The organism is Sulfolobus tengchongensis (genome assembly GCF_036967215.1).
Lineage (GTDB): Archaea > Thermoproteota > Thermoprotei_A > Sulfolobales > Sulfolobaceae > Saccharolobus > Saccharolobus tengchongensis_A.
On the sequence record NZ_CP146016.1, the window covers coordinates 1,825,941 to 1,840,391 of the forward strand.

Here is a 14,451-nt window from a genome sequence, read left to right on the forward strand (position 1 = left end):
TCGTAATAAATAATTGTATCTTTATTAACTAGCAGTACAAAATTATTTTCATGAGTTTAGGTATTGCCTTTATTGGTAGCGGGTTTTCAGCTAGGTTTCATTTAAGAGGACTTGTTGGAGTTAGAAACGCAGAAGTAAAAGCGGTATATTCCAGAAATTTAAGTTCGGCTAAGGAGTTTTCAGCGCTTGCTGAGCAATTAGGATTGGGGAAACCTAAAGTCTATGATGATGTTACCAAGATGCTTTCTGACAAGGAAGTTAACGCAGTTTGGCTAACTGTTCCGAATGACGTTCATTTAGAATATACGAGACTAGTTAGTGAAGAAGTATTACAAGGAAAAACGAACATAGTAGGGATAGCAATAGAGAAGCCATTAGCAAGAAACGTAAAGGAAGCTAAGGAAATGATAAGACTTGTTGAGAAGGCTGGTTTACTTCATGGATATATGGAAAATCAAATCTTTATGCCATCTGTAGTAAGGGCAAAAGAAACGATCTGGAATTTTGGAGCTAAGAGTTCTGGAAGACCTTACTTAGCAAGAGCATCTGAGGAACATTCTGGTCCTCATAATAGTTGGTTCTGGAGACCAACTATATCTGGAGGAGGAGCTTTATTGGATATGACTTGCCATAGTTTAGAAGCTACCAGATTTTTATTATCTGATCCTTCCAAGGATAAGTCTTCACTAAAACCTAAGTATGTTTATAGTGAAATTGCTACTTTAAAATGGAATAAAAGAGAATATGCGAGTTATTTAAAGGAGAGGTACAATGTGGATTTCCTAAAGGAACCTGCTGAAGATTACGCATTAACTATAGTGACCTATGAGGATGACTTAGGAAATTCTGTAATAGCTGAAACTAGAACGTCGTGGAATTTTGTGGGAGCTGGGCTTAGATTATCTGTAGAGGTATTGGGACCAGAGTATAGCATTAACATTAACACATTACAACCAGAATTGTTCACATTCTTTAGCAGAAACGTTAAGATACCTCCATCTGAGGCTTTTGTGGAAAAACAGAATGCAGATCAAGGACTAATGCCTATTATCCCAGACGAGGCTGTGACATATGGATATCAAGGAGAAGATAGACATCTAGTGGAATCTTTCCTTTCGCGTAAAATGCCTAATGAAAACTGGTATGATGGATTGTTAATAGTCCAAATTATGATGCACGCTTATCTCTCCGCAGAGATTGGAAAGAAGATAAGCTTCAATCCAGAGCAGGTGGAAGATTTCATTCCTAAAGTAGCTAAGGGTTTATACTCTGCTAGCTGAAAAATATTTTAGGATGGTAAAAAGTGATAAGTTTAGACATTATATACTATAATTATAGAATATAGTCTTTTTGCTTAGCATACCGAAAGTAAAATTTTTAAGCATAATTTTCTAACATATACTTAAGGGAAAGAGCCAGGGCAAGTGGGGTATTAAAGGGGTTTAATGGGGAGTTAATGGGGAATTGCCCTGGCTTTCCCATTACCTAAAAAATTATTTTAATTAAATCGTGAAAAATCAATATAACTAGTTTACAAATCTTCCTTATTTCTTATAATATTAATAAGATAAAAAGAAGTACAAAGATAGGGACATCACGAGGTAACTTGATTATTAGGATATACAAAACCGAAAAGCCTAAATCTGAAAAATGAGATTCAATGAAAAGCTGAAGGAGCGGCTAGGGAAAGATTATAATTTACGTACTTTGTAGGGTTCTTGAAACTTACGTTACAATTCTCCTTATAGTAAAAATAACGTGCAAAATAAGAGAGTTTACAAGTGTTTCACAAAACACAATTTACGCCAAAATATTAGCCTTTGCTGAATAATAAAACAATTTTAAGAGGAAAATTCGAAAGCAGTTCTCAACGGCTTCTAGATACTTACTATTTACTAAGTATATTATTTTTAAAGATTTATAAGACAAATAAATTAAATATAGACTCTATCGGATATTCTAGACATAAAGTTTTAATTATAAGACAAATGAATATAATGTAGGTATGAAATGTCAAATACCTTAAGTGGATTTACCTCCAGATTTTCCTAAATCTGAAGTGGACGTCTACAGAGTAATTGAAGATTCTGGAACATACTATGTTAGGTTAGACTTAGATAGAAAGCCACATTATTTTACCTTAACAGAGAAGGAGATAATTTTACATTCTAAGGAGTTGCATGATTTAGTTTTAAGAGACGAAATTACAGATTGTTCTCCTTTAAGTATTTTAGATGAGATCTTTTATTTAATCTTATACGAATTAGGTGTAAAAAGGACTCAGCTATTTATAGAATTTGATAACTTTTTTGATCTCATAACATCTGGAGAAGTAAAGGATTCAAAAAAGATAATAGAGCTAAGGAAAAAGGTACTTGTAAATTATTCTGATTCGATAGTATTGTATTATGTCTCTAGAAGACTGAATAAACTCATTCCAAATGAGACCATAGAAGACATAAGATTCAACTATGAAAGAGCAGAGCTATTAGTAACTAGATCAAGTGATTTATGCAATATATACCTTACTGAAGTTCAAAACAATTTAAATGAGATAATAAAGAAATTAACTTCAATTAATACACAAAATGAAAGGTGAAAAATTATCAGTAAAAAGTGTTTTGTGGGATATTCATAAACTACATACTTCAGAGAATTATTGTCAACATAGCGGAACATAACTATATAAGGGAAATATTATATTAATTTCGATTTAATTTCAAAGAAACATTAAAAGTCTCTTTCAAAAGTTAAGGTGTGTACTCTTTAAGTTAATATAGTTATCCTTAACTTGTTAATCAAACTACGATTTGTATTACGGAAACACTATCCTAATAAAGTTTTTATAAACAAAAAACACACATAATTTGATGCCAAGAGTTATAGGCAAACCATTGAAGAGGATAATTGAAGATCCACCATTAATTACCGGAAAAGGAAGATTTGTGTACGATATTGATTTCAGAGGAACACTTTATGCTGTATTCGTAAGAAGCCAATATCCGCATGCAAGGATAAAGAGTGTTAAATGTCCAGAAAAAGCCTTGTGCTACACTGCAAAAGACTTACCTGATATTATAGGATTGGCTAAAGAGGAAGTTATATATCAAGGACAACCGATAGCTGTAATTCTAGCAGAAGACGAATATAAAGCAAGGGATTTAGCTGAACAAGTAGAGGTAGAATATGAACCATTACCTGCAGTTATAAATGTCGAAGATGCTTTGAAAGGAAATTATAAAGCTAAAAGTGATCTAAATTCAAATATAGTATTGGAGGATAATGTAGAGGTAGGAGATATAAATTCAGCCTTTAAAAGAGCATATAAAATAATTGAAGCTGAGGTAGTTAATCAAAGAGTTATACCATCAGCGATGGAACCTAGGGGTGCAGTTGCCTACTTTGATGGAAGAAGATTAACCGTTTGGAGCAGTACACAGACGCCCTTTGATTTGAAGAAATCCTTATCGGAGCTTTTAGGAAAATATGGTGTATATGACATTAGGGTAATTCAGCCATTCGTCGGTGGAGCCTTCGGAAGTAAAATAATTAACTATCCAGAGGAATTTATTGTAGCCTACTTAGCAGTCGTAACTGGAAGACCAGTAAAGTGGTTTAATACGAGATCTGAGGACATGATGACTACAAATCACGGAAGGGATATGAGGCTAAGGTTTAAAGCAGCCTTTGACTCTGAAGGTAAGTTATTGGGAATAGAAGGTACATTAATAATGGACCTTGGAGCTCCAATCATGGAAATAGTTAGGGATTCCTTTGGAATGGCTACAACAGCAGCTCGTTTACTAATTGGAAGATATAAGGTTGAGGCTCTAAAGGTTAAGGTTCTTGGTGTTGCTACTAATAAAACGTTTATAGGTGCTTACAGAGGAGCTGGGAGGCCAGAGGCTACGTACTTCATAGAGAGAATATTAAACTTAGGTGCAAGAGCTTTAGGCATTGACCAATTTGAAATAAGGGAAAGGAATATAATGGATGATGTAAACTACTATAAATTACCTACTGGAATAGTTTACGATAGCGGAAGATATAGGGAGATGTTAAGAATAGCTAAACCCTACTACCAAGAGTTAATAAAGAAACGCGATGAGTTAAGAGCTAAGGGAAAATTAGCAGGCGTTGGAGTGGCAATAGTAAGTGAAATAGCCTCATTTGGTCCATGGTCCACATCTAAAGTTAAAGTCTTACCTAATGGTAGGATTCAGGTAATTACTGGAACTACTCCGCATGGTCAAGGAGATGCGACTGCTTTCGCTCAAATAGCAGCTGAAGTTTTTGAAGTCGATGTTGATAAAGTTGACGTCTTGTGGGGAGATACCGATTTGATAGCAGATGGAGATTTGACTGCAGGAAGTAGAAGTATAACTGTAGGAGGTTCAGCTGTATATGAAGCTTCGAGAAGGCTAAAGGAGAAGTTATTAAGAGTTGTGTCAGAGAAATTGGGTGTTAAACCAGAAGAAATAGAGTATAGAGATGGAAAGTTTACACATAAGCAAAGCCAAATGAGTTTGGCAGATGTAGCTAAGGAAGCAATTAATATGGGAATGTTACCAGAAGAAGAATATTCCTACGTAATGAACTTATATACTTCACCTTATGGCATTCACATGGCATTAGTCGAAGTCGATAGAGAAACTGGATTTGTGAAAATATTAGATTATAAGGGATTTGATGACGTAGGAGTTGTGGTTAATCCAATTTTAGCTGAGGGGCAAGTTCACGGTGGTGCTCTTCAAGGAATTTCACAAGCGTTATATGAGGAAACCGTATATTCTCCAGAGGGTAATTTAATAACTTCTAACTTCTCAGATTATGTAATTCCCACTGCTGTGGAAGGAGTTAAGGTAGAATGGAAATCTTTAGCACTAGCAAAATCTGACACGCCAATAGGATCTAAGGGAATAGGAGAATTACCCACTATTGCTGCTACTCCTACAATTCTTCATGCTGTTGAAGATGCCATAGGTAAAAATATTTACACTATGCCTATTAAGCCAGAAATTGTTTTAAAACTTTTAACAGAATGAATGCTTTTTATTCGAAAACTCTTTAAGTTACAAGAAGTTAATGTATTTATTTTTAAAGCAGATAACTTTAAAACACTAACCTAATAACTAGTTCTATGACCGTGATTGCCACCGTTAAGACTCTACTCTTTACTGAATAATTTGGCAAATAGTATCGTAAATCCCTTTGTATCTTTCTTCACAGCCTCGAATGGGATAACTGGAGTGTTACTAGCTATTGCATCTTCCGCAAATACTGCCTTTCCTGGAATAATACAATATGTATTAGCAAACATTTATGTTAGGGCTAGAGTCTTAATCAGTATTGGAACACTATTTGGTGGTATTTTATGGATCTTTATAGGAATATTTGCTATATATAATTACTACTTCGTCCTTATCTATACAATCATAACAGTTTGTCTAGGTGCAGCAAATTTTGGCTGGCTATTAATCTTAGATAAGATAAGCTCGACACAAAGAGGAAGAACATTAGCTATATATAATTTTTACGCTTCTATAGGTGGTCTAGTTGCGACACTAATAACTGGTTTTCTTGTGGGTAATAATCTAGAATTGATGAGATATTTCTTTATAATAGCTGGAATAATATATTGTTTTAACTCATATGTCATTTACAAGTCTGATGTGGATGTGAGTTTCATTAATGAAAATGGTAAAAGGCTATTCTCATCTAATCCAGAAATTAGGAAATTCATTCTAATTAGCTTCTTTTTCACTTTGGTATGGTCAATGGCATGGCCGATTTTCCCATTAGCACAAGTTTATAAATTCCATATGGATGAATTTGAGGTAGGAATTGTTAATGTCACTGGTGGAATATCGACTCTTGCACTGCAGAGATATGTGGGAAAACTTGTTGATAGGCACAGAAAGTATGTGATGTTTTTTGGTAGGTTTGCATTAGCGACATTCCCTTTAGCGTATGCCCTCTCAACTTCTGTATATGAGATTTACATTGCAAATTTAGTTTCAGGTTTCACAAATTCTGCCTCAATATCATACACTGCATATCTGTTTGACACCTCAAAATACTATGAGAAGAGAGTTAATATTGCCTTATATAATATGTTTAATGGGTTCGCTGCATTAGTAGGTTCTACTATTTCTAGTCTAATATTCGATTTTATTTCTAATATTTTTAATATTGTACTTTCCATAGATATCATGCTATTCACAATAGGAATACTGAGAATATTAATGTCACTACTATATTTAAAAGTCAAAATGACCTTCTAGCTATTTCTTGATGATTAGCGTCAATATCCAGAATTTTACAAAAATGCGGGCAGAAAGCTTCGCCTTTTTAAGACGGAGATGAATGCCCACACAAAAATTTAAATCATTAAGTAGTTTGTGGATTTTCTGAAAATTGAGGCTATTCTCTCTATCAGGACTATTCATAGAATTATCGTCTAGTTTTCAAATGATACACACACTATGATAAACCAAGCTAATTTGGAAAAGAAAAATTCATGAAGTATTTAGCTAGTATTTATAAATAATTAAAAATATTAAGGGTATGATTATAAATTTAATCTAGATAGCTAAAATTCTCAAATATACGACAAAAATAGCTTCATGAGTCCTAAAATTAATCAGTCCACAATTAAATCTCATCTTATAAATTTACATTTCTTCTCTCATAATCTAGTCCATAAAGCAAACAATAATCTTGAAATTTAATAAAAAATAGAATTATAGCATAAAATATAAAATTCTGTTAATTCTCCATTATTTTTCCTTAGCAAATCAAAGTTTATAATGATGTATGATAGGAGAATACATGATATGAAATTTGGAATAATAGGATTAGGTGGATGGGTAGTTGGTGGTCATCTGCCAGCACTAACTGAGCTGGGAATAAAGGTAGACTATTGCGTGGATATAGACGAGAAACGAGTAAAGGATTTCTCACAAAAAACCGGTTGTAAAGGTTATACTGATTATAAGGAAATGCTAAGGAACGAAAATCCAGATTTAGTCCTAATAGCGGTACCTCACAGTCTTCACGCAAGCATAGCGCTCGACGCCATAAATAATGATGCTAATGTATATGTAGAAAAACCAATGGCGACATCTTTTTCAGAAGCACTAAACCTAGCAGAGGCTTCAAGGAAGAGAAATAAATTATTGATAGTAGGGCATGAATACAGATTTGACCAACCTGTATTAATTGCTAAAAAATTAATAATGAGTGGGGAAGTAGGTAAAATTTACCACATGAGAGGATTTTATATAAGACAAAGGGGAATCCCAACTTCACCAACTTTTCTCAAAAAGGACTTAGCTAAGGGTGGAGTAGTATTCGATATAGGATCTCACATAGTTGATTTATTGTTATTCCTTTCAGGATTTCCAATTCCAAGGAGCGTTACAGCTAAAACGCATAACATTTTCTCTGAAGATAAAACTAAGTTCTCAGTGTATCCTTCTCCCACTTTACCCAATTTCAAAATTGAGGTTGAGGATTTCGGTTCTGCATATCTAAATTTTGACGATATTTCAGCTTACATAGAAGTGAGTTGGGCTTCATATATAAAGGAGAATAGGAGGGAAATGGTAATTTTAGGAAATAAAGGAGGCATTCATATAGAAAATGCGACATTAAATTTTATAAAGAATATTACAGATGAACTGTTTATTTCAAGTCCATTAATCTCTCAGCAGAGAGGAAGTTTATATAGGGAAGTTTGGAAGACCGTGATGGATTCGCTCTCTAAGGGAACAGTTACATATCCGCTATGTACAGTAGAGCAAGGAGCAATAGATATAGCAATCTTAGAAGGTATATACAAATCGGCTTCAGAAAATAGGGAAGTTAAGTTGGATATACCGGAATGGCTTATCAGACAGTCTCAACAAGCAACTTAAAGCTCTTTTTATCTAATTTATCCAAATCAATTTCATATAAGTTATCATTTTTATCTATTAGAACTACTTTTGTATCCAAGACTACAACATTTCTCCTTCCAATAGTGTAAGCCTTTATTTTACCCTTGTTAGTTTCAATATCCCATTCTAATTGATCCCCTTTGATATTAATTTCATTTATCTTCTTTACTTGAAATATTAAATTATTATAGGCCAATCCAGCTTCTAAAACCTTTTTGGATTCCTCATCAAGCTTAGTGTAATCCTCTAGAAGCAGTACCTCATTACCATTTTCATCATAAAATCCTATGAATGTAGGTTTCGTAATAGGAAATAGCATTTTTGGAACTAAATTTCTATATGTAAAACCATTATATGTGACGTCTACGACACTTCTTCTAGTAGAGGGTTTGATTCTAACGCTCTCAATATTATCTACTATTATATTTAATTTGGCCTCTGTTTCATGATTCATCTTTCTAGAGAATACATTCTCCTCATTAATCTGTTCCTCAAACATCTTATAAAATGCGCCTTTTTTATTCAGTAACTCCTCTGGTTTTCCCTCTTCCACTACCTTACCATTACTTAATACTATTACCTTATCTGAGTTCATAACTTCATGTACATTATGGGTTATCATTATCACAGTCTTACCCTTAGAAACACTCATCATAGCCTCATATACCTCCCTTTCGCTCATCACATCTAAGTTTGAGGTAGCTTCATCAAATATTAAAACATCAGGATTCTTTATAATAGCTCTAGCGATACTTAACCTTTGCCTCTGGCCTCCAGATAAATAAGTACCTCTTTCCCCCAAAATAGTATCATAAGCGAAGGGCAATTTAATTATCTCATCGTGAATTTTAGCAATCTTACACGCCCTTATTATATCTTTTTCATTGACATTATCTGCACCATATGCCACATTATAACCCACTGTGGTATCAAATAACACTACGTCTTGAGGAACGTAAGCTATTTTTCTTCTCAAGTAATTCAAATCTATCTCTCTAATATCTATACCATCAATTAGAATTCTTCCTTCATTTACATCGTAAAATCTCAATAACAGTTTAGCTATAGTACTTTTACCAGAACCGCTCTTCCCGACAATGGCAACTTTCTCCCCCGGCTTTATAGTTATATTTACATCCTTTATAACGGGGAAATGTGGATCATACCCAAAATATACATGATCAAAGCGTATCTCTGCTGGCATTTTAGGCCTTTTAGGATTAGGGGGATTTGCAATCTGGGGTTTTACTTCTAATACTTCCCTAATTCTCTCTGCAGAGGTTAGAGATTGTTGTATAAAGGGTAGGACGTTGCTGAGATTATTTATTGGGCCGTAAAACTGAGAGACGTAAGCTATGAAAGCTGTTATTACGCCTATTTCAATAACTCCAGAAATTACCTCATGTCCTCCTATCCACCATATTAGTATCGTGGAAAGGTTTACTATAAAGCCCATTAAAGGCCAATATGTGGCATTCATTCTATTTATGGTAACACTTGACTCATATAGTCTGTTCAACATTTCCCTTAACCTCTTAGACTCATATTCCTCTCTAGAAAACGACCTAACAACGAGAAAATTGGGTATCGTATCGTTTATCCTTGAGGTTATGTCTGCGCTTCTCCTCCAATTTCTGTGATAAAGCCTATGTGATCTCCTCCTATAGGAAATAATCAAATAGACTATCGCGGGAACTGGAATTAGTATAAATATTGCTAATGTGGGATTTAACGTAAATAGAATTACACCAATACCGATTATAGTGAACAAGTTAGTTACAAGTGTTGGTAAACCCCAAACCAATAGCCAGTTAGTGTTTCCTGCGTCAGTGGTTAGCCTAGATAATATTCTACTTGGAGATATCCTCTCAATAAACGAATAGTCGTGATTAATCGCATGAGTGTATAGTATCTCTCTTAAATCATTTATTATTCTTGAGCCTAAATTATTTAATATCCTATTCTGAATTGAGGATAATAGCGCAAGAGCTGAATAAGATGCAAATAAATACGTTATTATACTTACAAATAGCGAATTGGAATGAGATGGAGATAATAGTACACTATCTATTAATATCTTGAGTAAATAGGGTGGAACCAAATTAAGGCCAGTGGTTATCAGTGAGAGAATAGCCCCTATTACTAGTGTCTTTCTATACTTAGAAGCAATGTTCCAAAGCCATCTTAAAGTGCTCATGGTAACCCTTACGTTTTCCTCCTTCTCTTCGTCTTTTACTTCTATTTGTTCATTTTTATTAAATGCATCAATTATTTTCTTGAATACCTCTTCCTTTTTCTTAGTAAAGTACGCTATTTCAATACTCTTACCATCTGAGGTGAATCCTATCAGCTTATCTATGGTTATTCCGGTTTCCAATGAGAGTCTTACTACATTATCTACATTAAGTACCTCCTTATCACCATCGTAAACTCTTATTTTGTTACCCTCAATTTTAACTAATTCTTCCCTCAAATTTAGATCTCTATCTAGATCAGTTCTCACTTCAGCCTTAAACTTAGCCGTTACTATTGACGCTCTCTTCACGAATATCTTTCTTTTTTGAATATAGTTAAAAACATTTCTATTTCCAAGCGGTAAAAAGTAATGCTTAAATATTTTGAAAACGTAAATAAATGGCTATGAAAATAGCTGTAGTCGGATGTGATGGATTCGGTAAGGTCCACTTAAGGGCAATGAAAAATATACCAGATATAGAATATTACGTTTTTAGTAGAAATGAGGAAAAGGCAAAAGAATGCATGAAGGAATTTAACGCAAAAGGGTATTTCACCAATTACGATGACATATTAAATTCAGATGTTGATATAGTGGACCTTTTAGTGAGTCATGATCAACACTATCCCATGGGAATTAGAGCATTGAAATCGGGGAAGCATTTAATGTTAGAAAAACCAATAGCGAGAACGATAGAGGAAGCAGAAGGATTAATAAAAACTGCGAAGGAGACCAATCGAAAATTCATGGTTTTAGAGCAATTTTACTTCGACTCGTCTGTTAGAAAAGCTAAGGAACTACTATCAAAACTTGGAAGCTTGTCTCTGATAATTGTGAGGTCTACGCACTTATACCAACCTAAGGGATGGAGAAGAGAAAAGGAAAAAATGGGAGGAGGTGCGTTAATTGATGGTGGTGTTCACTTCATCGATACGTTACTTAATCTCGGAGGAGAATATGAATACGTTAAGGCGAGCTGTGGGAGATATTTTTCTGGAATAGAAGGAGAAGATACCACACTAGCTACCTTTAAGTTCAAAAATGGAGCATTGGGACTACTCATGTACAGTTGGTCAATCATAAATCCACCTAAAGTACCTGCCTTTGAGATATATGGAGAAAGAGGAAGTTTGGTAGAGGATCCAAATAGTAGAGTTATGGGAAAACCTTATGGTGACTTGATACTAAGCATAGGTGAGAAAGGGGAAAGAATAGAAGTCGAAAAGGTAAGCCCTATAGAAACTGAGATAAGAGAGTTTGTTAATGCTGTAAAAAATGATTCTAATGTTCCAATGCCTCCAGAAATTGCATTGAGAGATTTAAGAGCTGTTTTAGATATTTATCACTCATGTGGTTATTCCTAATATCTCCTCTATTCTCTTTAAATCATCATTTTTCAAATTTACATTTAAGGCGTTTAAGTTATCCTCAAGATGGCTCATTTTACTTACTCCAATAAGTGGAATAATTGTGACTCCTAATTGTTCACCTCTTTTTATAAGCCAAGCAATAGCAAGCTGGGAAAGAGTTATTCCTAACTGTGAGGCAAGCTCTTTAAGTTCCATGAGAATTTTGAGATTGTTCTCAGAAAAGTACCTTCCCTTTAAATCATTATACATAGAAACTCTACTAAGTTCCTCTATCTTCCAACCTTTATCACTTATATATTTTCCCGTTAAAAATCCATGAGCTAATGGAGCATATGCCATTATGCTTAATCCATATCTCTTAGCTATGTTTATCTTATCCTTCTCTACATATCTTTCTAGCATGTTATATAGATCTTGCATGACTACAAATTTTTCAAGGCAATATCTCTCACTTAACTGAAGGAATTCGATAACATCTGTTGCTGGATGATTACTAATACCTAGATAGTGGACTATCCCGTTACTCACTAAACTGTTTAGGACTTTCAAGGTTTCTAATTTAGGAGTATCAGGATCTGGCCAATGAATAAAATACACATCAACGTAATCGGTATTTAATCTCTTTAAACTCTCCTTAATTTGCCACATTATGTGTTTTCTGGATAATCCCTCTCCGTTAACGAAATTACTAACCTTACCTCTTACCTTAGTTGATATCACCACAGATTCTCTATCAATCAACCTTAGGAACTCTCCAACGATTCTTTCCGAATTTCCAATATGCGGGGGATCAGTTACCCATAGTGCACCATGATAAACGTTTGCAGTATCGATAAAGTTAACTCCTTCATCATACGCTTTTTTGAGTATTTTCAATGTGGTCTCTTTGTCTACTTTGAAGACTCCTAGGTCATCTTTTTCTGGCAAAAGAGGAAGAAACCATGTACCTAAGGCTATTTGAGAAACCTTAATTCCAGTATCTCCTAACTTAACATATCTCATGCGTATAAAATAGAATCACGAAGTATATATTTTTATGACGAGAACAAGAAAGATGTTTCTCTATTTACTCAAAAAACAGTAGTTCTTACTCTTACTTTTTGTAGATACTTCCAGTCGTTTGGATACTCTAGCTTTAAATATTCTTCTGGTAACTGATCAATTGATACTATTTCTTCTCTTCTCTCTTCCTCTACTTTGTTTGGTTGTTCTTGTTTCTTCCTCAATTGTAGCAAGACCATTTTTCACTCACTAATATATAATCATCTATAGTAATTTTTAAATCTTTCTGCCCTTAGATTTAGATAGAGATAGTAAACTTTAAACTCCATTTCAAATGACTGGAATCTCCCATAATGTAAACTATTTTTTAACTAAATTAACACAAATGATAACTCGACTAGTCTTTAAATAATCTCAATATATTATACTAAACTTTTGCACATGTTTTCTTAATCCCCATCTATTACTGAAAAGTTTACAAGAGTAACTTCCATCTTATATTGTTTTCAGAATATACCCTTATTTATCTAAAAGATCATATATGATGACATCACTAAAATTAGAACTTCCTATCGACTTCCATTGTATCTATAGATACTTTCTAAGTATTATAAATATTAAGAGAATTACCACTTGTTTATTTTAATATTTTCAGCTTAAGATGTGTATTTATAGGTAAAAATTACAAATATTATATATGAGAATCAGATACGGTATAATAGGTGTAGGTGGCCATGGAAGAAATAGGCACCTCCTTCCATTAACTAAATTACGAGATAAAGTCGAAATTATAGCCGTGGCTGACATAAATAAGGAAAGATGCGAGGAAGTAGCATATCAATTCAAGATTAAATGTTATACCGATTACATGGACATGATAGAAAAGGAATCTCTAGATGCAGTGAGCATAGTTACTCCTACTGGATTACATTCTAAAATTGCAATGGATGTGTTAAATAAAAAAGTAAACGTATTGGTAGACAAACCATTAGGCTCTAATTTAGATGAAGTATTGAATGTAGTAAGAACAGCTAAACACAAAGGTCTAAAATTAATGGTAGGATACTGGAGCAGATTCTCTTCAGCATTGCAATTTGGCAAAGAGATCGTTGACAAGGATTTATTGGGAGAGCCCTATATGGCTTATGGTTATCTTGTAAGAAGACGAGGTATCCCAGGTATACCCACGTTTATTGATAAAAGGCTATCTGGTGGAAGGGGTGCACTATTAGATATAGGATGTTACATAATAGACAACTTACTTACATTACTTAAATTCAGGAAACCTATAAGTGTAATAGGTAAGACTTATACTAAATTCGGAAATAAAAAAGACGAAATAAAGTTCAACTGGGGAAATTGGGATATAGAGAATTTTAGCCTTGAGGATTACGCTACTGGATTCGTAAAACTTGAAAAAGACATAAGTATGATTTTAGAAGTGGGATGGGCAGCTAACGTATCTCATGCAGAAGAGAGAAGTTACATCAGAGTGCTAGGTGATAAAGGTGGAATTGAAGGAAATGGAAATGAGGCAATTTTAGATATTTCATTTCATGGGAGAACAGACAATTTCCTTGTAGATATGAAACCGGTTATAAAGAAAAAAGAGGATATGTCATATGAAATGGTTAAGTCGTTTGTGGAAAGCGTATTGGAAAATAAAGAACCACCTATTACAGGATATGAAAGCGTTATACTGCATTCGATTATTGATGGCATATATAAATCCTCAGAGGAAGATAGGGAGATCAGAATAGTAATACCAGAGATTTAATTTGTATTTGTAATATTAAATTCCACTCTAAGGAATCTGTCTTGCTATATCATTTTAAGTTTAACTTAGAGTGGTTTAGTAGACTTTAATTACTCTCTTTATCAAGATATTCTAGAAAAATACCTC

10 protein-coding genes are annotated in these 14,451 nt (G+C 33.9%); 7 read left to right on the top strand and 3 right to left on the bottom strand.

Going from position 1 to position 14,451, the window contains the following annotated elements:
* Positions 1–50 precede the first annotated feature (50 nt).
* The 5 genes from V6M85_RS08725 (at position 51) to V6M85_RS08745 (ending at position 7,919) form a co-directional block, all read left to right on the top strand.
* Positions 51–1,280 carry a Gfo/Idh/MocA family oxidoreductase gene (locus tag V6M85_RS08725; RefSeq protein WP_338598862.1) on the top strand — a complete coding sequence of 410 codons (1,230 nt, stop codon included), beginning with the start codon at positions 51–53 and terminating at the stop codon, positions 1,278–1,280.
* 746 nt (positions 1,281–2,026) lie between these two features.
* On the top strand, positions 2,027–2,599 hold the full coding sequence (locus tag V6M85_RS08730; RefSeq protein ID WP_338598864.1) for a magnesium transporter CorA family protein: 573 nt from the start codon (positions 2,027–2,029) through the stop codon (positions 2,597–2,599).
* Between the two features lie 271 nt (positions 2,600–2,870).
* A complete protein-coding gene (locus V6M85_RS08735) occupies positions 2,871–5,045 on the top strand; it encodes a xanthine dehydrogenase family protein molybdopterin-binding subunit (RefSeq protein ID WP_338598866.1) in 2,175 nt (724 codons plus the stop codon).
* 105 nt (positions 5,046–5,150) lie between these two features.
* Positions 5,151–6,284, top strand: coding sequence for an MFS transporter (locus tag V6M85_RS08740; protein WP_338598869.1), 1,134 nt, complete (start codon positions 5,151–5,153; stop codon positions 6,282–6,284).
* A 543-nt stretch (positions 6,285–6,827) separates the two neighbouring features.
* On the top strand, positions 6,828–7,919 hold the full coding sequence (locus tag V6M85_RS08745; protein WP_338604703.1) for a Gfo/Idh/MocA family oxidoreductase: 1,092 nt from the start codon (positions 6,828–6,830) through the stop codon (positions 7,917–7,919).
* Here V6M85_RS08745 and V6M85_RS08750 read toward each other — a convergent pair.
* On the bottom strand, positions 7,894–10,485 hold the full coding sequence (locus V6M85_RS08750; protein WP_338598871.1) for a DUF1854 domain-containing protein: 2,592 nt from the start codon (positions 10,483–10,485) through the stop codon (positions 7,894–7,896). The genes V6M85_RS08745 and V6M85_RS08750 overlap by 26 nt on opposite strands.
* Positions 10,486–10,580: 95 nt before the next feature.
* On the opposite strand from V6M85_RS08750, the gene V6M85_RS08755 reads away from it, so the two are divergent.
* Positions 10,581–11,540 (top strand): Gfo/Idh/MocA family oxidoreductase, encoded by a 960-nt coding sequence (locus V6M85_RS08755; RefSeq protein WP_338598874.1) that lies wholly within the window; start codon positions 10,581–10,583, stop codon positions 11,538–11,540.
* Here the strand turns inward: V6M85_RS08755 and V6M85_RS08760 are convergent.
* Together V6M85_RS08760 and V6M85_RS08765 are read right to left on the bottom strand one after the other, a co-directional pair.
* Positions 11,523–12,548 carry an aldo/keto reductase gene (locus V6M85_RS08760; protein ID WP_338598876.1) on the bottom strand — a complete coding sequence of 342 codons (1,026 nt, stop codon included), beginning with the start codon at positions 12,546–12,548 and terminating at the stop codon, positions 11,523–11,525. The genes V6M85_RS08755 and V6M85_RS08760 overlap by 18 nt on opposite strands.
* A gap of 68 nt (positions 12,549–12,616) precedes the next feature.
* Positions 12,617–12,787 carry a hypothetical protein gene (locus tag V6M85_RS08765; protein ID WP_338598878.1) on the bottom strand — a complete coding sequence of 57 codons (171 nt, stop codon included), beginning with the start codon at positions 12,785–12,787 and terminating at the stop codon, positions 12,617–12,619.
* A gap of 458 nt (positions 12,788–13,245) precedes the next feature.
* Here V6M85_RS08765 and V6M85_RS08770 point away from each other — a divergent pair, with 458 nt between their 5' ends.
* Entirely contained in the window at positions 13,246–14,325 is a 1,080-nt protein-coding gene (locus tag V6M85_RS08770) for a Gfo/Idh/MocA family oxidoreductase (protein ID WP_338598881.1), read from the top strand.
* Positions 14,326–14,451 lie beyond the last annotated feature (126 nt).

Coding starts and splice junctions, on each gene's coding strand:
- V6M85_RS08725 (WP_338598862.1), top strand. CDS start 51: ATGAGTTTAGGTATTGCCTTTATTGGTAGCGGGTTTTCAGCTAGGTTT.
- V6M85_RS08765 (WP_338598878.1), bottom strand. CDS start 12,787: ATGGTCTTGCTACAATTGAGGAAGAAACAAGAACAACCAAACAAAGTA.
- V6M85_RS08760 (WP_338598876.1), bottom strand. CDS start 12,548: ATGAGATATGTTAAGTTAGGAGATACTGGAATTAAGGTTTCTCAAATA.
- V6M85_RS08755 (WP_338598874.1), top strand. CDS start 10,581: ATGAAAATAGCTGTAGTCGGATGTGATGGATTCGGTAAGGTCCACTTA.
- V6M85_RS08735 (WP_338598866.1), top strand. CDS start 2,871: ATGCCAAGAGTTATAGGCAAACCATTGAAGAGGATAATTGAAGATCCA.
- V6M85_RS08770 (WP_338598881.1), top strand. CDS start 13,246: ATGAGAATCAGATACGGTATAATAGGTGTAGGTGGCCATGGAAGAAAT.